29 protein-coding genes are annotated in these 25828 nt (G+C 36.4%); 3 read left to right on the forward strand and 26 right to left on the reverse strand.

What is annotated here, in order from left to right:
* Position 1: 1 nt before the first annotated feature.
* A complete protein-coding gene (locus ODZ84_RS04730; protein ID WP_266175848.1) occupies positions 2 to 2839 on the reverse strand; it encodes a SusC/RagA family TonB-linked outer membrane protein in 2838 nt (945 codons plus the stop codon).
* A gap of 370 nt (positions 2840 to 3209) precedes the next feature.
* Here ODZ84_RS04730 and ODZ84_RS04735 point away from each other — a divergent pair, with 370 nt between their 5' ends.
* Positions 3210 to 3878: a DUF4197 family protein gene (locus tag ODZ84_RS04735; protein WP_266175849.1), complete on the forward strand. Its 669-nt coding sequence runs from the start codon at positions 3210 to 3212 to the stop codon at positions 3876 to 3878.
* A 40-nt stretch (positions 3879 to 3918) separates the two neighbouring features.
* A complete protein-coding gene (locus ODZ84_RS04740; RefSeq protein WP_266175850.1) occupies positions 3919 to 4224 on the forward strand; it encodes a DUF493 family protein in 306 nt (101 codons plus the stop codon).
* Between the two features lie 51 nt (positions 4225 to 4275).
* Here the strand turns inward: ODZ84_RS04740 and ODZ84_RS04745 are convergent, their stop codons facing one another.
* The 25 genes from ODZ84_RS04745 to ODZ84_RS04865 all read right to left on the reverse strand — a co-directional run bounded on the left by ODZ84_RS04745 (position 4276) and on the right by ODZ84_RS04865 (position 25594).
* The gene (locus ODZ84_RS04745; protein WP_266175851.1) at positions 4276 to 4626 is read right to left on the reverse strand and encodes an ArsC/Spx/MgsR family protein; all 351 of its coding nucleotides are present in this window, start codon (positions 4624 to 4626) and stop codon (positions 4276 to 4278) included.
* 53 nt (positions 4627 to 4679) lie between these two features.
* A complete protein-coding gene (locus tag ODZ84_RS04750; RefSeq protein WP_259111122.1) occupies positions 4680 to 5294 on the reverse strand; it encodes a deoxynucleoside kinase in 615 nt (204 codons plus the stop codon).
* Positions 5295 to 5331: 37 nt separating this feature from the next.
* Positions 5332 to 6252, reverse strand: a complete 921-nt coding sequence (locus ODZ84_RS04755; protein ID WP_266175852.1) for a hypothetical protein — start codon at positions 6250 to 6252, stop codon at positions 5332 to 5334.
* 87 nt (positions 6253 to 6339) lie between these two features.
* On the reverse strand, positions 6340 to 7365 hold the full coding sequence (locus tag ODZ84_RS04760; protein WP_266175853.1) for a glutaminyl-peptide cyclotransferase: 1026 nt from the start codon (positions 7363 to 7365) through the stop codon (positions 6340 to 6342).
* Positions 7366 to 7473: 108 nt separating this feature from the next.
* The gene (locus ODZ84_RS04765) at positions 7474 to 8496 is read right to left on the reverse strand and encodes a glutaminyl-peptide cyclotransferase (protein WP_266175854.1); all 1023 of its coding nucleotides are present in this window, start codon (positions 8494 to 8496) and stop codon (positions 7474 to 7476) included.
* A gap of 266 nt (positions 8497 to 8762) precedes the next feature.
* A complete protein-coding gene (locus ODZ84_RS04770; protein WP_266175855.1) occupies positions 8763 to 10376 on the reverse strand; it encodes a Na+/H+ antiporter in 1614 nt (537 codons plus the stop codon).
* Between the two features lie 149 nt (positions 10377 to 10525).
* Complete coding sequence (locus ODZ84_RS04775) at positions 10526 to 11530, reverse strand: bestrophin family protein (RefSeq protein WP_266175856.1); 1005 nt, start codon at positions 11528 to 11530, stop codon at positions 10526 to 10528.
* A 107-nt stretch (positions 11531 to 11637) separates the two neighbouring features.
* Positions 11638 to 12312, reverse strand: a complete 675-nt coding sequence (locus tag ODZ84_RS04780; RefSeq protein ID WP_266175857.1) for a DUF2490 domain-containing protein — start codon at positions 12310 to 12312, stop codon at positions 11638 to 11640.
* A 160-nt stretch (positions 12313 to 12472) separates the two neighbouring features.
* On the reverse strand, positions 12473 to 12868 hold the full coding sequence (locus tag ODZ84_RS04785; RefSeq protein WP_266175858.1) for a DUF1398 domain-containing protein: 396 nt from the start codon (positions 12866 to 12868) through the stop codon (positions 12473 to 12475).
* A gap of 146 nt (positions 12869 to 13014) precedes the next feature.
* Positions 13015 to 13464 (reverse strand): VOC family protein, encoded by a 450-nt coding sequence (locus ODZ84_RS04790; protein ID WP_266175859.1) that lies wholly within the window; start codon positions 13462 to 13464, stop codon positions 13015 to 13017.
* A 58-nt stretch (positions 13465 to 13522) separates the two neighbouring features.
* Entirely contained in the window at positions 13523 to 14065 is a 543-nt protein-coding gene (locus ODZ84_RS04795; protein ID WP_266175860.1) for an SRPBCC family protein, read from the reverse strand.
* A gap of 17 nt (positions 14066 to 14082) precedes the next feature.
* On the reverse strand, positions 14083 to 14454 hold the full coding sequence (locus tag ODZ84_RS04800; protein ID WP_266175861.1) for a VOC family protein: 372 nt from the start codon (positions 14452 to 14454) through the stop codon (positions 14083 to 14085).
* Positions 14451 to 14855 carry a hypothetical protein gene (locus tag ODZ84_RS04805; RefSeq protein WP_266175862.1) on the reverse strand — a complete coding sequence of 135 codons (405 nt, stop codon included), beginning with the start codon at positions 14853 to 14855 and terminating at the stop codon, positions 14451 to 14453. The genes ODZ84_RS04800 and ODZ84_RS04805 overlap by 4 nt, the downstream gene beginning before the upstream one ends.
* Before the next feature lie 2 nt (positions 14856 to 14857).
* Positions 14858 to 15328 (reverse strand): hypothetical protein, encoded by a 471-nt coding sequence (locus ODZ84_RS04810; RefSeq protein WP_266175863.1) that lies wholly within the window; start codon positions 15326 to 15328, stop codon positions 14858 to 14860.
* An 11-nt stretch (positions 15329 to 15339) separates the two neighbouring features.
* Positions 15340 to 15795, reverse strand: coding sequence for a DUF1569 domain-containing protein (locus ODZ84_RS04815; protein ID WP_266175864.1), 456 nt, complete (start codon positions 15793 to 15795; stop codon positions 15340 to 15342).
* A 192-nt stretch (positions 15796 to 15987) separates the two neighbouring features.
* Complete coding sequence (locus ODZ84_RS04820; RefSeq protein WP_266175865.1) at positions 15988 to 17184, reverse strand: ABC transporter permease; 1197 nt, start codon at positions 17182 to 17184, stop codon at positions 15988 to 15990.
* A 1-nt stretch (position 17185) separates the two neighbouring features.
* A complete protein-coding gene (locus ODZ84_RS04825; protein WP_266175866.1) occupies positions 17186 to 18142 on the reverse strand; it encodes an HlyD family secretion protein in 957 nt (318 codons plus the stop codon).
* An 11-nt stretch (positions 18143 to 18153) separates the two neighbouring features.
* Positions 18154 to 19569: a TolC family protein gene (locus tag ODZ84_RS04830; protein WP_266175867.1), complete on the reverse strand. Its 1416-nt coding sequence runs from the start codon at positions 19567 to 19569 to the stop codon at positions 18154 to 18156.
* A 306-nt stretch (positions 19570 to 19875) separates the two neighbouring features.
* Positions 19876 to 20682 carry a GLPGLI family protein gene (locus ODZ84_RS04835; RefSeq protein WP_266175868.1) on the reverse strand — a complete coding sequence of 269 codons (807 nt, stop codon included), beginning with the start codon at positions 20680 to 20682 and terminating at the stop codon, positions 19876 to 19878.
* 207 nt (positions 20683 to 20889) lie between these two features.
* Positions 20890 to 21780, reverse strand: a complete 891-nt coding sequence (locus ODZ84_RS04840; protein WP_266175869.1) for a GLPGLI family protein — start codon at positions 21778 to 21780, stop codon at positions 20890 to 20892.
* A gap of 322 nt (positions 21781 to 22102) precedes the next feature.
* Positions 22103 to 22936, reverse strand: a complete 834-nt coding sequence (locus ODZ84_RS04845) for a GLPGLI family protein (protein ID WP_266175870.1) — start codon at positions 22934 to 22936, stop codon at positions 22103 to 22105.
* On the reverse strand, positions 22914 to 23957 hold the full coding sequence (gene gwsS, locus ODZ84_RS04850) for a grasp-with-spasm system SPASM domain peptide maturase (protein ID WP_266175871.1): 1044 nt from the start codon (positions 23955 to 23957) through the stop codon (positions 22914 to 22916). Before gwsS ends, ODZ84_RS04845 begins: the two co-directional genes overlap by 23 nt.
* Positions 23958 to 24121: 164 nt before the next feature.
* On the reverse strand, positions 24122 to 24736 hold the full coding sequence (locus ODZ84_RS04855) for an ATP-grasp domain-containing protein (protein WP_266175872.1): 615 nt from the start codon (positions 24734 to 24736) through the stop codon (positions 24122 to 24124).
* Positions 24737 to 24851: 115 nt separating this feature from the next.
* Positions 24852 to 25301 carry a hypothetical protein gene (locus ODZ84_RS04860; protein WP_266175873.1) on the reverse strand — a complete coding sequence of 150 codons (450 nt, stop codon included), beginning with the start codon at positions 25299 to 25301 and terminating at the stop codon, positions 24852 to 24854.
* A 98-nt stretch (positions 25302 to 25399) separates the two neighbouring features.
* Positions 25400 to 25594: a hypothetical protein gene (locus ODZ84_RS04865; RefSeq protein WP_266175874.1), complete on the reverse strand. Its 195-nt coding sequence runs from the start codon at positions 25592 to 25594 to the stop codon at positions 25400 to 25402.
* A gap of 25 nt (positions 25595 to 25619) precedes the next feature.
* Here ODZ84_RS04865 and ODZ84_RS04870 point away from each other — a divergent pair, with 25 nt between their 5' ends.
* Entirely contained in the window at positions 25620 to 25784 is a 165-nt protein-coding gene (locus ODZ84_RS04870; RefSeq protein WP_266175875.1) for a hypothetical protein, read from the forward strand.
* Positions 25785 to 25828: the final 44 nt, after the last annotated feature.

Here is a 25828-nt window from a genome sequence, read left to right on the forward strand (position 1 = left end):
CTTAAAAATTTAGGTTAACTCCAAATACGAAAGACCTCAACGCAGGATAAGAGTCTAGTTCAACACCTGCTGTTCCATAAGGATTTCCATCCCCTGAAAGTTCAGAGGTGTATCCTGAAAATTTCGTGAAAATTACAGGATTTATTGCACTTACATAAAATTTAATTGATTTCATATAATCAGTAATATTTCTGAAAGTATATCCCACTGATATATTATTAATTCTAAAGAAATCACCACTTTCAAGGAAGAAAGTTGAAGCAATAGGAATTGCTGTAGTTGGTGCAGGGTTTGAAGCTCCTGTATTAGTTGGTGTCCAATAATCATTAGCTACTGATCTTTCTATATTTTCACCACTGATTCTTTGAGCTTTTTTACCATTATATACTTTAAATCCAAAAGCCCCATATCCATTAAGAGCAAAATCCCAATTTTTATAAGCCATAGAGATATTTACCCCTAATGTAGATTTAGGAATATATGAATCAAAATATTTTCTATCTCCTGCATCTGCCGATCCTGTTATTCCATTACCATTAAGATCTTTATAGGTCATATTTCCATTAGCATCATAACCATCAAAATCCCACAAATAAAAACTTCCCAATGCATTTCCAACCGTCGTAGCATTGAATAATTTAGTCCATTGTCCATTTCCTAAACTTCCACCCGATAGTTGAGAAATAGGTTTACTGGTATCTACATTTTTAAATTGGTTCTTATTATAAGAATAGTTAGCTCCTATTGAATAAGAGAAATCTTCTCCTACTCGGTCTGCCCAGTTTAAACTTACTTCAGCTCCTTTATTTACAACACTTCCCATATGAGAATAATTGGCTTCAGAAATACCTGTTGCTAAATATGGTGTAACTTGTAAGATAATATTTGTTGTTTCTTTATTATAAACATCGAATGAACCTGTCAAACGGCTATTTAAGAAACCAAAATCCAATCCCAGAGAAGCTTCTTCAGTGATTTCCCATCCTAAGCTAGGATCATAACCTTTATTAACAGTAACGCCATTGCTTACAGCCGTTCCACCAAAGCCATAGTTATAAACAGATCCAGATAATAATGGTAAATAGTTTAGTGGAACATTCTGGTTAGCTATTTTACCCCAGCCTCCTCTTAATTTTAATAAACTAAAGAAACTATCTTTTAAAAAGTCTTCCTCAGAAACTATCCAACCTGCTCCAAATGATGGAAATGTTCCCCATTTATTGCCATCTGCAAATTGAGAAGATCCGTCACGTCTTATCGTACCGCTCAATAAATAGCGATTCATAAATTTATATTGAACTCTTCCGAAATATGAAATCGTTTTATTCCCATTTCCTTTGACAGACTCGATTGCTTTAGTATTTGAATCACTATATAGAAAACCATAATAATCTGTACCTGAAAGGTTCCAATAATCTTGTCCTGAAGGTAGATTTTTTCTGTTGATCACTAAAGTTTCCACTCCATCTTTCACAGAAGCTTCAGTACCTGCAACCACCTCCAAATCATGTTGTCCAAACTTTTTCGAAAAAGTTAAGTAATTACTTAATACCCAATTAAAAAAGTTGTTGCTATTATTTGTTAGTCTATTGAGTGGTAAACTTGCCTGGTATCCGCTTTCTACTCTGGTAGGGTCACCTGCCAGCCATAGACCTCTTGAATCAACAAAATTATATGATTTGCCTGTTCCATATTCACCACTAAACTGAGAAGTAAATTTTAATTCTTTTAAAATATCAATATCTAGTTTCAAACCACCTTGTAATAAAAAGTCTTTTGTTTTTTGATTATCAAAAGCCAATTGCATTACTGGATTGCTTACATTATTAAATCTACCTCCACTATAGCTGATGTTACCATTGGAGTCATAAATAGGCTGACCGTATTGTCCGTTTGGATAATATACAGGAACTAGGGGAGACTGTTTATAGGCATTGGTAAATGCACCTAAAGACTTGGGTGTACTATTTGTAAATGCTAAACTTAAATTTTGAGCTAATCTAATTCCTTTAGCAATTCTATATTCGTTATTTGTTCTTACAGTAGTTCTGTTATAGTCTGTCCCTTTAAGAATTGACTGCTCATCATAATTATTAAAGCTTAGAAAATATTTAACAGATTCCGAAGATCCAGAAATGGAAATGTTATGTTGATTGTAAATTCCCGTTCTTGTAATTTCCTTAAACCAATCCGTATTATATGGCTGATTTGGATTTAAAAGCCCTTTACCTTGGTTGGCAAGACCTATATTATTATAATTTACAAATTGCGAAGCATCTGCCATTTCCACTTTTTTAAGTGGATTTCTGATTCCGATCAAACCATCATAGCTGATAGACATTTTTCCTTTCCCAGATTTTGTTGTAATAATAATTACCCCATTGGCAGCCCTGTTTCCATAAATTGCAAGTGCGACAGCATCTTTTAATATATCATAAGATAGAATATCATTTGAGTTGATGTTATTGATATTGTTTGTAAACATACCATCAACAACATATAATGGTTCTCTTCCACCCAATACGGTACCAATCCCTCTGATCATTACTGTAGGCGTAGATCCAGGCATATCGGAAGCTGTTACCTGAACCCCTGCAGCTTTACCCTGAATAGCCTGCGATGCATTAAGTACTTTTGTTTTGGTAATCTCTTCGGCACTGATAGAGCTGACAGCAGTAGTATTATCCACCTTTTTACGGCTACCGTACCCGATCATCACGATCTCGTCAATTTTATTCTCTTTAGGAATAGTATCCTGAGGAGTAGTCTGAGCATTGACGTTCATCCCAAAATAGAGAACAGCAATGAGACATGAATACTTTAAATCACGTTGTTTCATATAGTTTAATTTATTCGTACAATCAATATAAGTCAGGCCTTCACACGCCTTTCATGTCTTAGTGAAACAGTCACATTATTTCTCAAAAAAAGACATTAGCCAAAATTATAAAAATATACGTTACATCGTTAATATTTGAAAAAAATTATTAATTTTCACAAGTCTACTAAACACATCTTAAAATAAACCATTTTTTAACGAATTATCTGTTAAAATGAGGCAGTTTTTGTAAAATAAATCAAATGCAGAAATTACATTTTATGTTAAAAATTCTCCCAATTTGGACTGATATTCTAATATTTTGTTAAATAGATTATAGTATTTAACTTTGGTGCGTTATTTGACAAGAAAAACAACAAGAAAAATTTACATGAAAAGATATATTATTGCAGCTGCCTTACTTATAGGAACGGGTACCGTTATTACCACGATGCACTCATGCTCTACCATTGCTTCTACGGATCTCGGGGTATCTATAATCAAGAAACTTTTACTGAACGGTATCGATAAAGGAATGGCAATCTACAGCAATAAAGAGGCGTTCCTACAGAATAATATGGTAGATAAGGCGCTTCCGAAACAATTGAGAGATATCAATTCCACCCTGGAGAAAATCGCTCCTTCTCTTGTTGCCAAGGAGAGAGATTATATTGCCCAGGCCGCAGCCTATACCGTGAATACGTCACGCCCGATCCTGGAAGGTGCGGTAAACAGTCTGACCTCACAGGATGTAAGAAGAATTGCTGAAGGGACGATGGCTACCCAGATCCTGAAGGAAAAAACCTCTCAGCAGCTTATTGCTGCCATTGCCCCAAAAGTAGATGAGAAACTGAATGAATACGGTATCGTTAAAACCATCAATACTGCTCTTTCCGGGAATAACCTGTTGGGAAATCTTTTAGGCGGAGGCAGTAATAATGTGAACGCCGGAGGTTTAAGCAAAATGGCTTCTGAACAGTTGGTAAACGGTCTCTTTAATATTATTGAGGATTATGAACACCAAAATTCCAAGGCTCTCCTGGGACCACTTGGAAAATAAGAAAAATTTTGCTAAATTTATAGATTAATTAAGTTTGTAAATGGACATATTACAAGGAAATCAACATTCAAATCCTGAGGAATTTTACAGTTCTTTAAAGGAAAAACTGGAAGGTCATCATGATTTTCCGGAAGACTATTTATTTAAATTCATCATTCCGACAGACCAGAGTAAGCTCACCGAGATCTACAAGGTATTCGACGGGATTAAATTCACTTTAGGAAACCGTGAAAGCAAAAACGGAAAATACACGGCGTGCAATATCAATGCTTTTGTGCTGGATGCAGACCAGGTAGTGCATATTTATAAAGAAGTCGCACGAATAGAAGGAGTAATTCTATTATAAATAAAGAAAGTCAGTGTTAAGCACTGACTTTTTAGTTTATTTTACTGTTATTTATTTCTCTATAAAATACTTTACGTTTTCAACCGGCCGCCCCAACATCGCTACAGAACCTTTGATTAAAATAGGTCTCTGGATCAGAGAAGGGTTTTCTGACAGTATTCTGAGCCATTCGTCTTCCGAGTAGTTCTTATCTGCAAATTTCTCCTGATACAGTTTCTCATTTTTGCGAATGATGTGAGAAACATCCTGGTTAAGTTTTTTCAGGACTGTTTTAAGCTCTAAAACACTTAGCGGATCTTCAAGGATATTGATGATCTCAAACGCCACGCCGTTTTCATCCAGATACTCCAATACAGCATTCGATTTCGAACAGCTTCCATTATGTAAAACCTTAACTACCATTTTTTATCGGTTAAAAATTAATATTACTGTGAATAAATAATAATCCATTACTGTTAAAACAATCCGTTCAGCTCTGCTTCTATTTTTTCCAGAATAAATCCGAAATCTTCAGGCTTTTCTACAAAATCCAGATCGTCGACTTCAATAATCAGAAGTTTTCCCTCGGTGTAATCAGAAATCCATTTTTCATATTTCTGGTTCAGTTTCGAAAGGTATTCTATGCTGATTGATGCTTCGTATTCCCGTCCCCGTTTATAGATTTTTTTCACCAGGTTAGGGACATCTGATTTCAGATAAATCAATAAATCAGGAGCTGAAACAAATGATTTCATCAGATTAAATACTGAAGAATAATTATTAAAATCCCGGTCCGAAAGCAATTTCATATCGTTGAGGTTTTCCGCGAAAATATGAGCATCTTCGTAGATGGTACGATCCTGTATAATATTTTTACCGCTCTCCCTGATCTCCTTTACCTGACGGAACCTGCTTCCCAGAAAATAAACCTGCAGCGCAAAACTCCATTTACTCATATCTGCATAAAAATCTTCCAGGTAAGGATTATGATCCACGTCTTCAAACTGTGCATCCCATCCGTAGTGCTTCGAAAGCATTGTCGTTAATGTTGTTTTTCCTGCTCCGATATTTCCTGTAACCGCAATGTGCATATCTTTATCCTTACTATTTTTTTTGATCACTCAATGATTAAACTCCCAATTTCTGAATTTCTCCAATCTCCTCAAAGAGATTCAGCATATCAAAGCCTTCAGATTTTTTAGCTGGTTCCTGTTTAGAATCCTCTGTTTTTTCCTGAACCTTTTCTATGATCTCAGGATCTGTCTGCTGCTTTACCTCTTTCGTTTTTTCGAGGTCGTAAAGATAAAGTTTGTTGGCCTTGATTTCAAAATATGCAAGGGTGTTTTTATCCACAATCTGTGCATCAGGGTCTGCAAAAACTTTTACCATTTCTTTTTCAGGGATATATTTTAAAATCGAGTTGCCCGTAATAACCAAAACAAATTCATTCTCCCTTCTGAAACGTTTTCCGTTTTCTATCGGCGACTCAAATAATTTTTCAAATTTAAAATTATAAACTCTGATTTGTTTTTTCGTTAAAATGTAAACTTTATTTTCAAAAACCAAAAGATCTGTCAGGTCTTCAAAACTCCCGTCAAACGGATAAGAATTGATAATCGTTTCATTTCTGAAATTATACTGAATCAGGCGTTTTGTACTGTCATCGAGCAGCCAAAGCTGCTGAAGATCTTCAGCATAAGCCATTTTTATAAAACCGAATTTCTGCCTGAAGTCAACCCTCTGAATTTCATTCATATTATGATCTACAAATTTCATTTCCTGGGCATTTTCAGAAAACAGAGGAACACTCAGAGGATTCTGAACCGTCTGAATTTTAAAAGGTACTGTTACCATCAGCTTTCCGATCTGCCTTCCTAAAGAATCATATTTTGTAAAACTGAAGTCTTTGTTCCTGTAGATGTAGAGGTTTCCGTAATCGTCAGCAAGCATATCGCGTACTTCCTTCAGCTTTAATGTGTCCAGGGGAAGGGTTTTCTGTGCAGAAAATGTACAGAAAATAAATAACAGTATTAAATGGAGTACCTTCAAATTTTGTTTTTCGGGATCGATTATCAAAAACGTTTGCAGCAATTTACATACTTTTATTGAAATACGATCTCCTTTTTTAGATGATCATTATTTTATTGCGACCTCGTATATTTTCGGCCATTTTTTTCCTGTAATCAACATATCCTCTCCTTTAAAAGCAATTCCGTTCAGGACATGTTCCGGATCTCCCTGATCGTTGTCAGCGGTAATTTTTGCAAAATCGAATTTGCCCACTACCTCACCGGTTTCCGGTTTAATTTTAAGAATAACCGGCTGATGCCAGACATTGGAGTAGATAAAGCCGTTGTGATATTCCAGTTCATTCAGCTGGCTGTAGGTCTCTGTATTTCCGGCTACGGAAACTGTTCTGATCACTTTTGAAGGGTCGTTTACATCCAGATAATAAAGATGGTTTGAGCCATCGGTGGCAACCAGGTTTTTACCGTCACAGGTTAAGCCCCAGCCTTCACCCATTGCATTGGGCAAAGGAAACTGAGCTATTTTTTTTAATGAATTTTTATCGTAAATAAAACCAATTTTGCTTCTGTAGGTCAGTTGGTAGATTTTATCGCCTGCAATCGCACATCCTTCAGAAAATATTTCGGCAGGCTGCTTCTCTGTCATTATGGGCGTAGTACTTCCCAGCGTATATTTTATCAATTGAGAAGCGCCGTCCAGACCATCGCTTTCATACACCATATTGCCTTCCATCAGGAATCCTTCTACGAAATTATCGGAGTCGTGCGGATATTCTGCAAGCACATCATATGCCATCTGTTTCTCGGGATTTTTTGCAAAAACATTAATAGTGGCATCCTGATGCAGGGTTTCTCCGCTGTTGGTTTTAATGATAAAAGTAACTTCATTGTCTCCCAGGGCAAAAAACTTAGGATCAACCGTTAAGCCTGATGTTTCCTTATCTCCAAAACTGATAGAGATACTTTCTGCGTTGTCGGTAACTTCTTTCGGAAGGTTAAGCGGATCTCCTAAGTGGTATCCCTTATCTTCCATGGAAATATTGTAGTTGTTCAGGGTATCAAGCAGTTTTTTATCGTTATTACAGGAGATCAGTAATACCACCGCCATCAAACCTGAGATTATATTTTTTCTCATTGATTTAAATAATTTTCAAAAATACTAAAATTTATTCCGTTCCATCAAAAAATAGCGCCCCTCCGGAACGCTATCGTTATTTTAATTTAACCTTTAAAATAAGTCTTATTATTTAATGGCTACTTCATAAATCTTAGACCAGTTTTTACCTGTGACCAGCATATTGTCACCTTTAAAAGCAATTCCGTTCAGGACGTCATCACTTCCTTTGGTATTTTGTTTTGCAATATCTGTAAAATCAAAAGTCCCCACTACCTCTCCTGTGGCAGGGTTGATTTTCAGGACAACCGGTTTCTGCCATACATTGGCATAAATAAACCCATTGTAATATTCCAGCTCGTTTAACTGATCATAAGCCTGGTTACTTCCTGCGACTGCAATATATTTAATTAATTTTGAAGGGTTGTTTACATCCAGAAAGTACAGCAGTTTACTTCCGTCCGATGCAATAAGGTTTTTTCCGTCATATGTTAAACCCCAGCCTTCTCCCAGTACATTAGGATAAGCAAATTCAGATAAAAGCTTTAATGAAGTTTTATCGTAGATGTATCCTTTTTTGCTCTGCCAGGTCAACTGATATACTTTATCACCGACTATAGTACTTCCTTCAGAAAAATCCTCCTGTGCCTGTTTTGTTGAAGCCAGAGGAGTCGTCGTTCCCAGGGTATATTTTAAGATCTGGGAAGAACCGTTCTGTCCGTCACTTTCATAAATGGTATTTCCTTCGATCTGAAACCCCTGGACAAAGTTCTTTGGATCATGAGGATATTCGGCAACGATTTCATAATTGATTTTCTGTTCAGGATTTTTCGCAAAAACGTTGATGGTAGCATCCTGATTCAGGGTTTCTCCTCCTTTTGTTCTGATATTGAAAGTCACAGCATTGTCTCCCAGGGTGAAAAATCTCGGATCAATGGTTAAATCTGACGTTTCTTTATCTCCAAAGCTTATTGAAATACTTTCTGCATTGTCTGTAACATCTTTAGGGATATTCAGTTTATCCCCAAAATGATATCCTTTCGTTTCCATTGAACTGTTAAATTCATTCAGTGTATTCAGGATTTTTTCATCCTTATTACAAGACGCTAACAGTATGAGGGCAGCAAAACCTGCTATAATATTTTTTTTCATTGAATTTCTGAAATATTTCCCCAAAAATAGCAAAATTTATTCCTATTTTCTAATTTCCATCTACAGATTAACCGAATGGTAACCTATAAGCATCGTTATCCTGCCTCTTTGATTTCACAATTTGCGATCCTGCAATTTTATTTCCCGGCAGACAGTGCTTTTTATTGTCAATCCTTCTCACTGTTGATGAACATCAACACATTGAAGATTCTTTAAAATTATTTTTTTTTTAAGGTTATAAATAACTGTTACAAGCTTAGGCGAAATCAGCTGTGTGAAAATCCTGTAATTTTAGCCTCGTCAAAATCCAGCTGCATTTCTATGGTTCTCATCACATGATCATCAAATACTTTCTCACGTTTTAAACGGTGAAGTTCATTTCTCTGTGCCTGAATTACCTGTCTTAGGACGTCTTTATTTTCATTCATCGCAGAAACATAATCACCTGTGGAAGCCATACACTGCGCCTTATCTGCCATCATCATCATTTCGTTTTCCAGCTTATGCTTCTGGTGTTTTACCAGGCTGTTTTTCTCTGCAAGGTCTGAAAAGTCATTGTCTAACTTCTGAAGGGCTGTTTCTTTTAGTTTTCTCATTAAAATAACCTCCTGTTTTTCTTCAGGCAACTCACTTCCTGCATCCTTTATTTTTAATATTTTAAGGATGGGTGCCAGGAGCAGCCCCTGTCCCACGAGGGTGATCAAAATAATCACAAAGGTTACGAATAAAATAATATTACGGTGCGGAAACGCCTCTCCGTTGGGCAGAAATGCAGGTATCGATAAGGCCGCCGCCAGGGAAACCACGCCGCGCATGGCCGCAAAGCTTATGATAAACGGTTCCCGCCAATCCGGTTTAGGGACTTTGAGCCGTAGTTCTCGGGAACATATTCTCGGGAAATACATTAAGGCATAACTGTACAGAATCCTGGTGAAGATAATGGCTCCGCCAATAACAATGCTGTAAAAAATACCTTCTGAAATGGTATAGTCTTTCATGGCCGCTACGACAACAGGCAATTCCAGCCCGATAAGGATAAAAATAATAGTATTCATCAGGAAAATAAGAACGCTCCATACATTCCCGGACTGAATTCTTGACGTGTGACTCAGGTAACAATGGGAATTGTATGACATCAGCAGACCTCCTGCAACTACCGCTAATACGCCCGAGAAATGGAAATGTTCTGCCCCGACATACATGATGTAGGGAACAATGAGGGTGATAATGGTATCGATATTTGAATTTGTAGGGATTTTTCTCAGTAAAGCGCCAAAGAGAAATCCTGCTCCCACGCCTACTGCTATTCCTCCGATTGCCATCATAAAGAAGTCCTGAACGGCTTCCCTGAATATAAACTGTCCTGAAATCACAGCGGCCAGGGCAAATTTAAAGACAATTAAACTCGATGCATCATTGATGAGGCTTTCTCCTTCCAGAATACTTGTTATTTTCTTCGGAATCTTCATATTCCTTAATACCGAAGTTGCTGCTACGGCATCTGGTGGAGAATTAACACCTCCCAAAAGAAATCCCATGGCCACAGTGAGCCCCGGAATGAGGGATGAAGAAAGATAAGCGACCACTATCGAAGTAAGGAACACCAATCCGAAAGCCATTGAGAAGATCTGCTTTCTCCATTTGTGAAAATCCTGCCAGGATGTAAACCAGGCCGCCTCAAAAAGGATGGGCGGAAGGAAAATCAGAAAAACAAGATCAGGTTCTATTTCAATGTGGGGCATTCCCGGGACCAGGCTGATTAATAATCCTGCAATAACAAGAAAAATAGGGTAAGCCACTTTCAGCTTCTGACCGATCATCACCAATATCATCACAGACAATAACACCGCGATAGATATTATAACATAGGTATGGATCATATCAATTTTATTTAAAGTTAATTTTATTTTTTACTTCCGAAAAGCATCTTTCCATTGATTTAAAAAGTTGACTGTTTCACCTGTATTGACCATTCAGCATACTTTTTAATTTAAATAATCATCGGCAGGACAGTCATTTAGGATCAATGTTAAAGAACAATATTGTTTTTCGGGACGATAGCAGGCGGAAGATTACTTTCATCCAGCATATCCCTCATATCGATCTCAATGGTTCTGCTGATCTGGGTAATCGGGACATCATTCGGGCTTCCTTCAAATGGATTTACCGACGCTTCACCGACACTGTCCAGGGTATGAAAACACCACGTGACCAAAAGAGAAAACGGGATATTGAACCATAGCGTGAAGCCTTCAACGAAGGTTCCGTCCCCTAATTGATCAAACTCTTTCAACAGTCCAAAGGGGACAAAAACGATAAATAACAGCAGAAGATACGTGGTAATGGAAGAAAAGTTCCTCGGATAAGGAAAGTTTTTGATACGCTCCGCTTTTCCCTGATCATCCGTGAATCTGATCAGCTGCTGATTGATCTGAGTCCATTGAAAATCATTTATTTCTCCCTCTGCATAAGCGCGGGATAATGCTTTACTCTGTGCGGCCATCAATTGGGTGGCCCGGTTTTTTTTACCTAAAACATAATGAAGCTCCGTTTCTGAAAGGTATCTTTTCAGTTCCTCATCCAATGTTGAAAGTCTTTCGGGGATATCATACTTTTTTGCATATTCACCAAACTGTGCCGTCTGCATATTTTCCCAGGCACGGGGTTCGCGGAGCTGAAACCTGAGTGCCGTGAGCCATGCATAATGACGCAGAAACATTACCTTTACCGCGTCCGGATTCTTTGCAGAAAGAGCGTCCCTGAGGATGTATCCGAAACTCCTGCTGTCATTGATGATGGCTCCGTAAATCTGGCGTGCTTCCCAGAGGCGGCTGTAGCTTGCATTGTTTTTAAAACCTACGATAAACGCTACTGCTGTTCCCATGATAGCAATGGGCTGCCAGGGAAATGACAGAAAGGTATATCCAAAAAAATATAATATCGTCGGAATGCATGCCAATGCCGTAAGAGACAAGATACTTCTCCTGGTCCAGACTGCAAATTCGCGGGCACCGAATCTTTTTCCTGAGTGCATATGTATTTGTGTTTTTAATATTAATTTATTGACGCTGTTTTAGAAAGGTTCCTTTTTTATCCTTAACATTATGACTCTGTATCTAATAGTTTCTCATGAAGGTTTTATTAATCTTTCGTGAATGGTATCGTATTATAAAATCCGATCTGTATCTGTCCTCTGTTTTTATTCTCCTGAATCTGATTCATATAACCCGCTTCGATCCTCATATTTTTATTGATGACATATCCTAAAGCACCATACACCCGGGCTCTGTCGAAGGTCGGACTGTCGAAATTCAGGAAAATCTCATTGTACGCCGAAACATACAGTGTTTTCGGGAGCAGTTCTTTATTGGTAACAGGAATATGGAGTCCCAGATAATAACGGAACCTCATTCTGAAATCATCCTGTAAAAAACGTTCCTCCAGACGGTATCGGTGCTGAAGATTAAAACGTCCGAACTTCTGTTTTGTAATAAACTGCTGAAAAATCCTGTGTTCCGTATTCTGGGTTTTTTCACCGTCAACGTATGGCTGACTTAAGATAAAACCATACCCCAGCAATATATTGTTATTATTTTCCGTGAGATCATAACCGATACCGGTACGAATCAGAAGTTGTTCCAGGTCTCCGGCAGCATTGAAATTACGGTACTGAATTTCGTTATGGAAATTTAATTTTTTACTGATTTTATTATTTCCAAAATACATATACCATGCGCCCAAATCACTTTGCTGTGCAAATGACAATGTCGTTCCCAAACTGAAAGCAACCATGGCCAGAAACTTTAAAACCTTCATATATTCTTTATTTTTAAATTATCATTTTAAATGAACTTCTAAAAGACATTTATTTTAATTATCACCCATCATTATCTGGACAGTGATTCCTAGACCAATAATAGGTAAAAAAAAGATGGTATAAAAATAATTCTTATCAGGTCTGTAAAAGGTGTTTTTTTTAGAGAGAAGGTATTTTTTCTGTCAGCATCACATGGCCAGAACGGTCAAAATAAGAGCAGGTCATCTCATTCAGATCTACTGTCCAGCCTTCTACTCCGCTCTCGGCACAGTCATTACAAAAAGTCATATAATCGGTTCCGCCTTTCTGATGAAGCTGCAGTCGTGAGGTAAATCTGCTAAGATTGACAACCGTTGACACTATCAGGCGCTCATATTTGGCTCCGGCCATCAATGATGCATCTGCCGCATCAAAATATTCTGTACTGCCGTCTTTTACATATACTGTATAATGAGCAACTCCCCAATTTTTAATAGTCTGAATATAGTGGGGAAAATCAGCACCACTTTTTACTTTTTGGTGCTCTTCTTTAATTTTTTCAATCGTAAATTTCATTTGTGCTTATTTTTTATATGAGTATATGCAGCTCCCTGCCTGGCTGTTTTCTTGAGATTTAAAATTTCCGGAATGCCAATATGTATTGTAAATAAAACCCGGCACATGATGATGCCGGTTTTTATATTTTGATATACAATATGATTTTAAGAATCTTGCTGCATTTTTGCAGGATCATCATAGTTGACCATCCAGTTGATACCGAATTTATCGGTAAACATTCCGAAATAAGCACCCCAGAACGTATCTGCCATTGGCATGGTTACCTGTCCTCCGGCAGAAAGTCCGTTGAACAACCGGTCTGCCTCATCTTTGGATTCGGCATTGATCGAAACTGAGAAATTATTTCCGGTTTTCAGCTGAGATCCCCATTCACCGCCTGCATCACTCCCCATTAAAGTGGTTTCTTGGGAAATAGGCAAAGAGACATGCATAATTTTGTCTTTGTCTTCTTCTTTAGCTTCCTGGCCTTCTGCAGGAGGCATCTCGCCAAAAGTTCCGATATATTGGTACTCTTTTCCGAATGCGGATTTATAAAAATCAAATGCTTCCTTACAATTTCCGTCGAATGTTAAATAAACGTTTACTGTTGCCATAATGTGTTTCTTTTTGTTGTTATAATTTTAGTTGATCATTTAATTGTTACAGCCGGATCTAATTTTCCGATAGATTTTTAAGTCGTGTAAGTCCTTCCTGATAATCTTTTCCGATCGCCTCTTCCATATTCATCATGAGTTTCATGATGGTAAAAGGATAAGGAATTACAGACGTAAATCCCCAGGTCGCTTTTGTACGGTTTCCCTCAGAGACTAAGATCACGTATGCCTGTGCTTCACTTTTATAAGGGGTTAAAAAAACGATATCCGTATCGATTCTTTTATGGGCGGCATCTACTTTTTTCACTTCCTGACAGCCTTGTCCTGCTTCTTCTTTGGTACTGCTCCAGCATACCTTTTCGCCGGGCTGTCCCGGTGTTCCGGTCCAGTCTTTTTTCATACCCGGATCCAGGTCATTCCAGGGACTCCACCGGTCCATCGCTTTCAGTGTATTGGTATGTTGCCATACTTTATCGATGGGCGCGTCAATGATGATTGATTTCTCATACTTACAGTCACCCGGAATCAGAGCTGCCGCAACCATCCAGAATATCAGGATGGAAGCAAGAACGATAACAATCCTTTTTAAATTTTTTTTCATCTTTGAACGTTTTTACATTATCTGTGCTGATCGATAAGGATCATATTGCCATCAGGATCTTTGAGGTAAATATGTGCCGGGCCGGAAGTGGTTTCATCGGCTTCTTTATCTAATGTTACCCCTTCATTCTTTAAATGCTTCTGAATATCGCGGACGTCATCAAAAGATTCCAGATTCTGCGCATTCTGATCCCAGCCGGGATTGAAGGTAAGCATATTTCCGTCAAACATAGCCTGAAAAAGACCAATGATATGATCTTCATTTTTCATAATCAGATAATTGAGTTCGGGGCTTCCGCCCATTTCGGTGAAACCTAGTTTTTCATAGAAATCCTTTGATTTATTCAGATCTTTAACACTTAAACTGATTGAAAATGCTCCTAATTTCATGTTATTTTTTTATTTAAAGCTGATTTATAACCTACTAAAACCAAGCCCCAGACAGCGATTCCTGAGATCCAGAACCAAATCGGAGTAGGCAGGATATACATCATATAAATTCCCTGAAACAGAAAAATAAGTCCGCAGATCACTGCATATATTTTCTTTCCGTCACCGGCAATTTTTGTGGAAGAAAAACCTGCTGTAAAAGCACCGACCGCGTATCCTATGATAACAAAAAGCAGAGCCATTACCGGAGCTGTTTCCACATAATGTTTCAAAGCTTCCATATCATCAGCATTCATTGCTGCAGGTCGGGGAAACAGATAATGCGCTGATTTTTCAATAACAGAAATACACAGCACACCCAGGAGGAGTCCCGCCGGCACAGCTAAAATTTTCCCAAGCATACTTATTGATTTTTCAGGTGTGTTCTGAAATTAAGGGTTTGATCATAACTTTTCCAGTCACCGGTCAATTCTATATTCTGGGCTTCTACTTTCTCCGTTGCTTTATTCCATTTGAACGTATAGATAAATCTGCCTTTGAAAATTCCGGAATGTTTTCCTTTGTTTTCTTCAGCCAACTCATACTCACCGTATACACTACCTCTTTTCTTAGCATCTTTATATTTGGTGATTTTAAGTTTGCCTTCAAATTTTGTATAATTTTTGTCGACTAAGGAATAGCCCGAAACAAAATATTCCTGATCATTTTTTTTGTCCTGTTCAGAAGTACTGATCTTCAGTTTAAGCTCCTGTTTATCATTTCCGATTGTTCCAGCATAAGGTTTGCTGTCATTCAGCCAGACATTCGAAACATCTGGCATCTGGGCAAAAATGAATTGGGAAACAAGGGTAAAGAATAATAAAATTTTTTTCATGTGTATTGTATTTAGACCCCGAATTGTGCCAGATGATGATTAAGATGTTTGGCAAACATGTTGTTCCATTCGTGGGATTTTAATTTTCCGAAAGAGAAAGACTCTTTATCATCAAACGCGGAAGCACCCAGCTGCTGGGTCTTCTGAATAAACCCGATGAGCCTTTTCTTTTCATCGTCAAAACTTTTTCGTCCTGTGATCAGAAACTGCGGTGCCGTAGGAGAATCACGCGGGTACGCTTTTTCTCCCACCACTTTAGATTTCACAAAACTTTTCAGAATAAATTTGGCGATAGCACCCGGTTTTTTATGTTTTTCAGGTTCGTACACCATTTCATAAGTGATACAACAGTGGGCCAACATCTGGTCAACAGTCATTTTTCCCCACAACCCATGGGTGTCCTCTACCAGCTTATTTATTCTATCAATATAATTCTGAGCATCTTTTGCATCAAATACGTTCTCCATAGTTTTTTACTTGTTAAAAAAACAAATATATCAGTTTTTCTGATTATTTTCCACACTTTTTTACAAAGAAGTTAAACAACTACCCTGCAAACAGTTATCTCTTAATCACAATAAGTTTTAAAGTGAATTAAGTCGGTGATCCATCAGTACACTAGCGGAAATAATCTTCTGATGTTTCAGGGAATCTACTCATCACTCCGATAGATCCGGAACCGTTTCTGTTTCCGGTTTTACATAGCGAAACAGCAGCCCCATTTTAATTTTTAAAGCTATCCATCCTAAAATAGCATATACGATTAATAAAACGGTGAGATGTTTTAAGTAAGGAAAAGTAAGCTCTACAGAACCTTTCTGAATGAGCAGAATTTTAAAAGCCTGTAAAAACGGGGTCAGCGGAATGATATTGGCGATCCACTGTACAAAGGCAGGCATGGCGTTCAGGGGCCAGGTAAACCCGCTGATGATGAATGCAGGAGAGGCAATAACCATCAGAATCTGGGTAGCTTTTAAGGCATCAGGAATCAGAATGCTGATCAAAACGCCTAAAAATGATACGGAACCCACAAAAACAGCGGTTAATAAGATAAAGTTGAGTATGCCTTCCGGCATCGGGACTTTAAAGATCATGTGCATAAAATAATAAAAGCCCACAATCAGAACAGAAAATACCCAGACAGGAATCACTTTAATCAGCATGGTGAAAAATGCGCTTCTTTTCATTCTGAAATACTCCCGGATGAATGTTCCGCCCTGAAATTCGGCAGCAAAGCTTACCGCCATCGCCAGCAGAATCACCTGTTGCAATACGACTGCCAGCATCGCGGGCCACATAAAAATCAGGTAATTTCCGGTGGTATTGAACAGGGTGATATAATTCGCTTTAAAGGGCTCATATTGGGTAGCCGCTCTCGTGGCCGGCATCCCTGCCTTTTGAAGCGCTTTAATGGATACACCGGCAGAAAATGTCCCGATAGTCAGCTGCAATGCTTTCGAGGCAAAATTGGCTGTCAGCACATTTCCTGTATTGACATAGACATTAAGTTCGGGGTATTTTTTCTGAAGAACGGCCGCTTCAAATTTGGAAGGAATGATCACCACGGCGGCGGCTTCATGCTTTATCACCTCATCTTTTATACTGAAAGGTTCCTGCAGATAAGGAATGACTTTTATGCTTTTATTATCTTCCAGCATTTCCGTCAGCTGGTTTGATAAAGGAGTATTATCCCTGTCGATCACCAGTACCGGTGTATTTTCAACTTTTCCGCTTTTGTAGACAAACCCCAGTAAAGTGGCATAAAAAACAGGCGCCAGAAAGAACACCGTCCTTAAAGTCGAATTGCCGGTAAACAGCCTGAATTCTCGTTTTAAAAGTCGGAAAAATTCTTTCATATTATTTTAGGATCACGTTTGAATTTACCAGGATATCTTTTGCCTTACTCATCTCTTTCGGCTTTACTTTAATCTCATAAATCGCATCCTGCAGCTGGTAATCCGGATATGCCGTAGTAATATCCGCATACTTTGTCAGCTGTTTGATGTACAAAACCGTTCCTTCAAGATTTTCTTTGTTGTAAGGAATCTCCATGCTAACGGTCTGTCCCTTTTTATATCTGGAAATCTGACTTTCAGGAACCGTAAATCTGAAATAGGTACTTTCGGGAATATACCCGTTGAACAAAGCAAATCCTGCGGTGGCCAACTCCCCGGTATTGAGGCTAATGGTTTCAATTTCCATATCGTTGGTGGCAATGACATATCTTTCCGAGTAAGCGACATTCGCTTCCTGTAATGCTCCTTTTGCCTGTGAAGCCTGGCCGGCAGCCATTTCCACTTTCTCAGATCGGGTTCCTCTTTTCACATCATCCAGTTCGGCAACCACGGCATCATACTGGGCTTTTGCACCCTGCATTTTAGCATATACCTCATCATACGCCTGCGGAGACATCAGGCTGTCGCGAAACATATTGGAAGCTCTCCGGAATGATTTCTGGGCATAGCTGTACTGCTCTTTCAGACCCTTATATTTTGCCTGGAGCTGTTTCAGCTGATCGGCCGTCGCTCCGTTTTTAGCCATTTGCTCCTGCGCTGTTGCCGCACTTACCGCCCCCTGCGCCTGCGCTATTTTTGCAGACACTTCCGGAATATCCAGCAAAGCGAGGGTATCCCCTTTTTTAACGGTCTGTCCTTCTGTAACGTATATTTTTAATATTCTTCCGGTAATTTTAGGCGCAAAGGAAATAACGTCTTTTTTTGTTTTGCCTTCAGAATCGTTCAGCTTTTCAGTTTTTTTATCGCAACTTCCCAATACGAACAGAAGTATCAATAACAGGGAGATATTTTTTTGCATCACTTTAATTTTTAGGGTTGATAAAGTTTGGCTATTTCCAGTTCCTGAGTGGATCTCATTAGCTCTATTCCAGCTCGTCGCTGATTAAAAACCGCATTTTGGTATTCAAGCTCGGAAATTTCAAGATCATTTTCAGCGTCGATCAGCTGGGACGATTTACTGACGCCGTATCTGAATTCTTTTTCTGCCTGAACCAAAGCATTTTTAGCCAGTTCTTTTTGCTTTGCCTTCAGAGTGATCTGGGCAGTTGCCACATCGTAACCGGTTTGATTATTGGCCAGATTCAGAGTCAGTTTCTTTACTGCATCTTCTTTTTGATTCTGAAGGATTTCTTTACCTATTTTTGCCGTCTCTTCAGCATGCTTTCCTTCTTTTCCATCGAGAATTTCCCATTTAAAGCCTACTCCGGCGGTAATGAAAGGAAAGATATTGATGTTTCTCGGTCTCCAGTCCAGTCTGGCTCCTTCATAGCCGATGACAGGAACGGCCGGGATTATATTTTCGGAAGTCTTAATTCTGCTGTCGTACAGCCCGATGTAATAGGCAGATGCCATGAGCTGGACCTTTGGAATGATCCATGTTCTTTCTGCTTTTATTTTGTAGTCTGCTGCTGCAATTCCGTGTTCCAGCGCGCGGATTTCTGCTCTCTGCTCAATTCCTTTTTCCGGGGATAAAAATTCTACAGGCTGTAAAACCGGCTCTATCATTTTCAGCCGTTCTTTACGGATTCCCGTCAGGATATACAGCTGGGTAAGAAGTAGTTCTTTTTTGCCTTCATATTCCACCACTTTGGCATCCAATGTGGCCTGGGCCAGTTCTATTTTCTTATGGTCATACGGTGTTATCAGCCCGTATCCCAATGCTTTATCAGCGGTCTTCCGGTTAACATCCAGCCTTTTTTTACTTTCATCCAGCACTTTTTTAGACTGGTGAATTAATGCCAGCTGATCATATGCTTTTGAAATATTAGCTACGACTTCATCTCTTGTTTTTTCGAGTAAAATATCTTCTGACATTTTCTTTTCCTCGACCGCTTTTTTCAGGTATTTGACTTTCCCTCCCGAGTACAGCAACATTTTTGCATCTGCTTTTGCTATTCCCGAAAATCCGGACACATTTAAGTTATTATTAAAAGAACCTTCCGGAATTCTTATAAATGGTGTAAGATTGATCTCAGGTGACGTCAGCCGCGCAGTTCCGTTGAGATATCCTGCCTGTCCGCTGATTTCCAGGGTAGGAAGAAAAATATCCTTTAGCTTGTGGGCATCAATATCGGTGAGTCTGTTTTGGGTAATCTGCATTTTAAGTTCGGAATCCCGAACCATGGCACTGTCTAAAAGTTCCCTGAAATCCGGTGCGGCCTGAGCCCAACCTAAGACGGGAAATGCTAAAAAACCAAACGTAAAAATCAATACATTGTTTTTCATGGTCCATGTTTCTAACAAATATAATGCAAAAAAGCCTTCCCTCTGAGAAGAAAAGCCACGAAATGGTGAATTTAAAAAACGTTTAACTTCGGTTTAACCGAAAGCCTTTACTGAAGGGGTTTTAAATGAAATCGTTTAACTGGTATTTGGATTGTGTTTTTATGAAAAAAAAATTCTGCATCCCATGATATGCTCAATATTTACTGCTTTCCGGAACCTGCAGGAATCTTTTTTAATCAAGCTCTTTTCTTTGAAGATCAGTTATGATGAATATTTTATGGTATAAGCATCTGAAATTAATTTGTATCAATCGGGATATTTTATAGCCTCCGACAACTCTATCGGGTTATTATGTTTTTTCAGACGGTATTGGATTGATTTTGTTATCTCTCTAAAATCAGGCTTTACTTCTTTTCCTTTTTCATCTATAAATTTTGTTTTTGCATTTTCTGATTTCATTTCCCTCAGAGGATCACTGTAATAATCCAGATATACTTTCTGTAATTGTTTTTCTTTGACAGTAAGTGCTTCCTTATACATATTCTCAAAGTCCAGCGTGTCAAATCTCTTCTTTATGGAAAGAAGACTAAATCTGTAAGAGCCGGTAGAATCTTCCATATCAATGATTAGTCCGGGTAAATTTCGGAATATATACGGTCCTGCCTGGATCGGCACCTCCTGAGTATACCATGTTTCCCAGGTTCTGCCTTTGTATTTTAAAATGGCTTTTCTACATAAGTAGGAATTAATCTTTTTTGTTTCGGGTTTTAATTCCCAATCAAACTTTACCACATCTCTTACTCTATATATATCCTTAATAAAAATATAATATTTAAAACTTAGGTTTTCTTTGTCATTAACAACTAAGAAACTATTATCTTCTACAGCAGAATTATTAAACCCTGCATTTTTAAGAGAATCTTTAATATATTGCTGTTCTGTAAGAAATTTAGACTTACCTCCCTGAACCAGGAGTACCATTTTCTTATTTGAAACTTCAGGGCTTAAAGAATCTTCTTTATAAGTAAGCTGATAATCGAGTCTAAAGTTTTGGGTATAAAAATTACAGGACAAAAAGATCAGTATTAAACTTTTTAGTATTTTATAATTCATAATTAAATACAGATTTATGATTAAATTTTAATTAAACTCTGCGGTGTATGGATTATAGTTGCATTTAACCCTATATCCAGTCTTATCTTTCTCCGGTAGATATGTCGTTGTGCAGCAATACCTGAATTCACAAACATTACATGGAGTAATATTATCTCTGTTGATATTCCATAATTTTGATAATTTCACATCCATTGATCCATTAATTTACTTTGAATTTAAAATACTATTTTGTATTTTACATTTTCTAGAATCTTTTTCTAAACAATTATTATCTTTGGATAAACGTGAGTAAATCTCTTTTTTTTCATTTTCTATTTCGGATTTACTAAACCCTCCTGTCATCACGAACTTTGTTCCATCGCCAGTAATAATTGTTCCCTGCTTCATACTTTTTACGGGATCTTTCAAGTATGATTCATATAGCTTAATATATTGATCTTCATTGATCTTTATATATTTTGAAAAATTGAATTTTGTTAGCTCTTCAATTTTACTTACTCCAATCAAATTGAATTCAAAATTTTTATCTGTATCATATAACTTTGTAATTAACCCTGGAAGGTCTCCGAATTTATAAGGCCCAATATTAAAAGGGAGATCATTTGTAAAGTATGCTTTCCAGTTTCTTCCACCAAATGAAATATCCGCAGATTTACAGTTATATTCTAATACCTCTACATTTTCAGTTTCTAGCTTCCAATTGTTTTTAATTTCCTGCTGATAAGTATAAAAATCTCCATCAATTGTAGAATGAATATTATATATATTGTTTTTCTTGGTTATAATTTCTTTGATAAAAGAGGTTTTAAAATCACTCATGTTAACATTCATACTAGAAACTTTCATTAATGAGCTGATTTTTTTTTTAAGTGAATCATTCTTCAAATAATTGCTGCTGTAAAATAATGATTCATTAGTTTTTGTATCATGATCAAGAATATAGATGTCTCTTTTCTTTATGTCACTTTGAGAAGAATTTGGAATTAATTTTAGCTCATAGTAAAACCTAAATTTCTGCGCTTGTAAAAAGCTACAATGAAATGCTAAAATTAAAAGTATAAAAGCTTTTGATATTGATGTGTTTTTCTTTTCCATTATTATGAAGCTTTTTAAGCCTTTAATTTTTTTGATTAGTTTTAAGGAAAACGCCAAAAAGTGCAGATTCTTCCAAGTACAAATTTAGACTTACCTCCCTGAACCAGGAGTACCATTTTCTTATTTGAAACTTCAGGGCTTAAAGAATCTTCTTTATAAGTAAGCTGATGATCGAGTCTAAAGTTTGGGGTATAAAATTACAGGACAAGAAGATCAGTATTAAACTTTTTAGTATTTTATAATTCATTAAATACAGATTTATGATTAAATTTTAATTAAACTCTGCGGATATTAAAAAAATTCTTAAAACGGTGTGTTACTTTTAATTTTTAAGATATTGTATCGCTTCAGATAATTCGATTGGGTTATTATTTTCTCTTATATATTTTTGCTCATTTTTGGTCAGCTCGTTGTAGTCTGGTTTGAACTCTTTACCATTTTCATCTTGCCAACGTACTTTTACATTGCCCGATTTCATTTCTCGATATGGATCATTATAATGGTCTAAAAGAACTTTATCGAGTTGCTTTTCTGATACCTCAAAAGGCTTTGAGGATAGATAATTAATATCTGTAGTTTCATCTTTTTTTATTCCTGTAAAACTGAATTCATAATTATTTTTAGAATCCTTCATGTAAACTATTAAACCTGGTAATCCGTTAAAAATAGACGGACCATCCTGTAAACTAATATCGGGTGTAAACCATGCTTCCCATAGACGGCCGGCATGATTAAGAGTAGCTTTTTGGCAGGTATAATTTTCTATTTTTTTTGTTTCATTACTGATCTTCCAATTAAAGGCAGGTGTATTTTCTGAAGTTTTATAAAAATCTCTTAGTAAGCTAATAAATTTAAACACTTTTTTTGCCTCCGTATCTTTTATAACCATAAAATCATAATCATACTTGATCTGGGTTTTCATTCCTTTCTTCTTGTTTTCAATCACTAAAGAGTCATTATCAAGCTGTTCCTGAGAATAAAATTTTGATTTGTGGTTGTTTACCAACAATATCATGTTTTTTTGTTTAGTTTCTTTTTTCAAAGAATCTGTTATATAGCTCATACGGTAATATACCCTGTAATTCTGTGCCTTAGACAGGCTGGAAACAAGTAGTATCAGTGTACCGGTAATTTTAAATAAAATTTTCCAATTCATAATGTTTTATTGCTTTTTGTTTTAAAGGATTGGTGCTCCATTCTTCCCATTCTCCGGTGTAAGGATCGTAGCCGCATTTTAAAGGTTTCGAAATATCCAGGCCTTCATTAATATGGGTTCGTTCGGTGTAGGCCCTGCAATCGGTACATATATATCTGAATTCGCAATCTTTGCAGACTTCGATCTTGTCTTTGGTTATATTTCTGTATCTGTTAAAAAGAGGGTGTTCAAAAACTTCTTTTTTTGTTACATCCAGTAAGTTTCCGTACGAATACTGCAATGCAGGGCAAGTGCGGAAGTTCAAGTTTTCATCAATATAAAGTTTTTCTTTCAAGCAACTATTAAATAAATTTGATTTAGAAAACGTCTTAAGATCAGTACTAAAATAATTCTCTTCAATGAGCCCACAAAATTTCTCATTAATAACGTTATTCTTAACTCTTACGAAAGTTAGCAGACCTTCTTTTTCGGTATATATATTATTTTCAGGGGCATTATATAAAAACACTACCTGAACTCTTGAATATTTTATTACTATCGATTGTAAGAGATCCTGATTAAAATTATTGTAATAAAGCATAAGTTCAATTGTCCTAACAGCTGACGAATTAAACAATTCCAAAAATCCTTCTAGTTCGGTCAAATCAGCAAAATCTGGATTAAACCTCAATTGCAAGTACTGGTTATTCAGGTCGCCTATGAGATTTAATAAAATGATTTTTTTAGAAATTAATTTTTTGCTACAGGCTACAATAACTTCGTTTATTATTCTCGGTGAAAACCATATAAGATCTTTATCGAGGACATTTTCGGATTTATTATATGAGCCATAATGTTCTTTTTCTAAAAAGGATATCAAATCAACTGTTTCAGTATTTTTATTTATTGTTTTTGATGTACAATCAACAGCCATATTTTTTAAAATATGTACATATTTTTCGTTAAAAGTATCGCAAATTATCATATACTTAATACCATTTACTATAAAGCAGTCTTTGTGTAGATAAAACTTTTTACTCATAATCATTAATTTTCAAAAAAGGTGTAAACACTTTATTATAGGTCTTTGTTTTATATATCCTATTATTATGCTTTTCAGAATAGGCGATCCTATTTTTCTTAAAACTAATTCTACGGATTGTTTTTGTTGTTTTTTTATCCAGTAAAAAGTAGATCAAATGAAATTTATTTTTTATAGTAAAAGCTTATGAGTGTATCTGCAATTTTTTTTTCAAGATAAGTATTGGTAAAAATGGAATGATAAGTGAACTGCCCTGTAGGATTAATCTCCAGAAAAAAATATGTTCCATTTAGACTTACAATCATATCTATTGACGCACAGTTTAGTTCAAACTTTTTGAGGAGCTTTTTCAGCTTAGTTTTTATTGAAACCGGAAGTTTATAATTTTCATATCTCATTCCCTCTATCTGTAATGCAATATTTACTCTATGATCAATTTCAGAAGTTTTCGGTTCAATGATTTTAGTCACATAAAATACTCCATCAATATAAAATATTCTAAGTTCAAATGATTTTTCAATCTTTTCTTGGATAAGGGAAGTGGGAAAACTATCAGGCAATTCAAAGCCTTCTTTCTCAAAATCCACTAAAGACGTTTTCATCAGACGACTTTCTCCATTAATAATAGGGTGGATACAATTTGTTATTGGCTTAGTTATGTATTCTTTAGTATTATCTAAATTCTTTAAATCTTTTAGAGAACTTATAAGAAATGTCCTAGGAATACTAAGCCCAAGCTTTTTCGCTTCTCCTAATTGTAATAATTTGTTTTCTGTCATTTTAAAAGGACAGGTTAACCACTTTATTCTTTTAATATTATACAGTTTGCTATATTTAACAACCAATCAACAACCAAGTCAGTTGTGGTATCACCATCTCTTGATATAATTAAAATCATTTATGGTTAATATTTTGCCCATCAAAATGGAAGTTCTTTGTAAGGAAATTCCAATCAGACCTGGGAATTTCTTTAGTAGCAACTAGCGAAATCTTTTTCTTACCAATAATGGTATCTTTAACCAAATATTTACTTTCTGACTTTGAGATGTCATTATTCAACAGGATGTAATATTCATAACTTGGACTGTCTGTTTTGGCATATAATAAAATATTTTTAAAAGGTATTCTCCCTTTTCTTATTTTTTTAATTTCTTTCTTACTTTCGGGAAATTGAAAATCCCAAAATGTAGATGATTTAATTCCGAGACTGTCATTTCTATATAACAGATATTTATTAGTTTTATCAAATTGATTGTATCGAGATAAAGGATCAAAAATATCAGAACTACAACTAACAAGCAATAAAGCTATAAATCCATTAAGTAAATAAGATCTATTTTTCATAATATTGATTATTTGGTAACTAAATGTAATATTTTTGAGACACTTATGAAAATCAGACACTTCGACAGAAGAAGTGCCTGATTAACAATTAAAGTGAATTAGCAGTTGGCATCACATCCATCAGAATGATCTTCTCCTATAGTAGAGATACTTTTTGTACCATTACTATGAACTGTAATTACTAATTCAGCAAGAGTTGTTGTATTTTCTCCTCCTCCTTTAATTTTTGCACCAAATGCTCTTGTAAAACCTCCAAGATTTTTTGATTTCAAATTTTCAATAGACTTTTTCATGTTGTTAAAATTTTGAATTTAATAAATGCTTTTGCCATATAATCCCTGGCATGGGAGTTTTGCTGATCAGCAGTTTGTTTTTAATGTGCATAGACAAAAAGAAAAATATGGTTATGTCTTTACCCGAAACAAAAATGCAGCAGCTTTATTTTTGATACAAGAAAAGTATAGCGGAATTGATCAAATTTAACGTTTCTACTATACGAAATTGATCAAATCCGTCAAATAAAAAAC

This window comes from Chryseobacterium fluminis (assembly GCF_026314945.1).
Lineage (GTDB): Bacteria > Bacteroidota > Bacteroidia > Flavobacteriales > Weeksellaceae > Chryseobacterium > Chryseobacterium fluminis.

Bases quoted from the DNA above. Each gene is read 5' to 3' on its own strand.
- ODZ84_RS04730 (WP_266175848.1), bottom strand. From the start codon at position 2,839: ATGAAACAACGTGATTTAAAGTATTCATGTCTCATTGCTGTTCTCTAT.
- ODZ84_RS04735 (WP_266175849.1), top strand. From the start codon at position 3,210: ATGAAAAGATATATTATTGCAGCTGCCTTACTTATAGGAACGGGTACC.
- ODZ84_RS04740 (WP_266175850.1), top strand. From the start codon at position 3,919: ATGGACATATTACAAGGAAATCAACATTCAAATCCTGAGGAATTTTAC.
- ODZ84_RS04745 (WP_266175851.1), bottom strand. From the start codon at position 4,626: ATGGTAGTTAAGGTTTTACATAATGGAAGCTGTTCGAAATCGAATGCT.
- ODZ84_RS04750 (WP_259111122.1), bottom strand. From the start codon at position 5,294: ATGCACATTGCGGTTACAGGAAATATCGGAGCAGGAAAAACAACATTA.
- ODZ84_RS04760 (WP_266175853.1), bottom strand. From the start codon at position 7,365: ATGAGAAAAAATATAATCTCAGGTTTGATGGCGGTGGTATTACTGATC.
- ODZ84_RS04765 (WP_266175854.1), bottom strand. From the start codon at position 8,496: ATGAAAAAAAATATTATAGCAGGTTTTGCTGCCCTCATACTGTTAGCG.
- ODZ84_RS04770 (WP_266175855.1), bottom strand. From the start codon at position 10,376: ATGATCCATACCTATGTTATAATATCTATCGCGGTGTTATTGTCTGTG.
- ODZ84_RS04775 (WP_266175856.1), bottom strand. From the start codon at position 11,530: ATGCACTCAGGAAAAAGATTCGGTGCCCGCGAATTTGCAGTCTGGACC.
- ODZ84_RS04780 (WP_266175857.1), bottom strand. From the start codon at position 12,312: ATGAAGGTTTTAAAGTTTCTGGCCATGGTTGCTTTCAGTTTGGGAACG.
- ODZ84_RS04785 (WP_266175858.1), bottom strand. From the start codon at position 12,868: ATGAAATTTACGATTGAAAAAATTAAAGAAGAGCACCAAAAAGTAAAA.
- ODZ84_RS04790 (WP_266175859.1), bottom strand. From the start codon at position 13,464: ATGGCAACAGTAAACGTTTATTTAACATTCGACGGAAATTGTAAGGAA.
- ODZ84_RS04795 (WP_266175860.1), bottom strand. From the start codon at position 14,065: ATGAAAAAAAATTTAAAAAGGATTGTTATCGTTCTTGCTTCCATCCTG.
- ODZ84_RS04800 (WP_266175861.1), bottom strand. From the start codon at position 14,454: ATGAAATTAGGAGCATTTTCAATCAGTTTAAGTGTTAAAGATCTGAAT.
- ODZ84_RS04805 (WP_266175862.1), bottom strand. From the start codon at position 14,855: ATGCTTGGGAAAATTTTAGCTGTGCCGGCGGGACTCCTCCTGGGTGTG.
- ODZ84_RS04810 (WP_266175863.1), bottom strand. From the start codon at position 15,328: ATGAAAAAAATTTTATTATTCTTTACCCTTGTTTCCCAATTCATTTTT.
- ODZ84_RS04815 (WP_266175864.1), bottom strand. From the start codon at position 15,795: ATGGAGAACGTATTTGATGCAAAAGATGCTCAGAATTATATTGATAGA.
- ODZ84_RS04820 (WP_266175865.1), bottom strand. From the start codon at position 17,184: ATGAAAGAATTTTTCCGACTTTTAAAACGAGAATTCAGGCTGTTTACC.
- ODZ84_RS04825 (WP_266175866.1), bottom strand. From the start codon at position 18,142: ATGCAAAAAAATATCTCCCTGTTATTGATACTTCTGTTCGTATTGGGA.
- ODZ84_RS04830 (WP_266175867.1), bottom strand. From the start codon at position 19,569: ATGAAAAACAATGTATTGATTTTTACGTTTGGTTTTTTAGCATTTCCC.
- ODZ84_RS04835 (WP_266175868.1), bottom strand. From the start codon at position 20,682: ATGAATTATAAAATACTAAAAAGTTTAATACTGATCTTTTTGTCCTGT.
- ODZ84_RS04840 (WP_266175869.1), bottom strand. From the start codon at position 21,780: ATGGAAAAGAAAAACACATCAATATCAAAAGCTTTTATACTTTTAATT.
- ODZ84_RS04845 (WP_266175870.1), bottom strand. From the start codon at position 22,936: ATGAATTGGAAAATTTTATTTAAAATTACCGGTACACTGATACTACTT.
- gwsS (WP_266175871.1), bottom strand. From the start codon at position 23,957: ATGAGTAAAAAGTTTTATCTACACAAAGACTGCTTTATAGTAAATGGT.
- ODZ84_RS04855 (WP_266175872.1), bottom strand. From the start codon at position 24,736: ATGACAGAAAACAAATTATTACAATTAGGAGAAGCGAAAAAGCTTGGG.
- ODZ84_RS04860 (WP_266175873.1), bottom strand. From the start codon at position 25,301: ATGAAAAATAGATCTTATTTACTTAATGGATTTATAGCTTTATTGCTT.
- ODZ84_RS04865 (WP_266175874.1), bottom strand. From the start codon at position 25,594: ATGAAAAAGTCTATTGAAAATTTGAAATCAAAAAATCTTGGAGGTTTT.
- ODZ84_RS04870 (WP_266175875.1), top strand. From the start codon at position 25,620: ATGCTTTTGCCATATAATCCCTGGCATGGGAGTTTTGCTGATCAGCAG.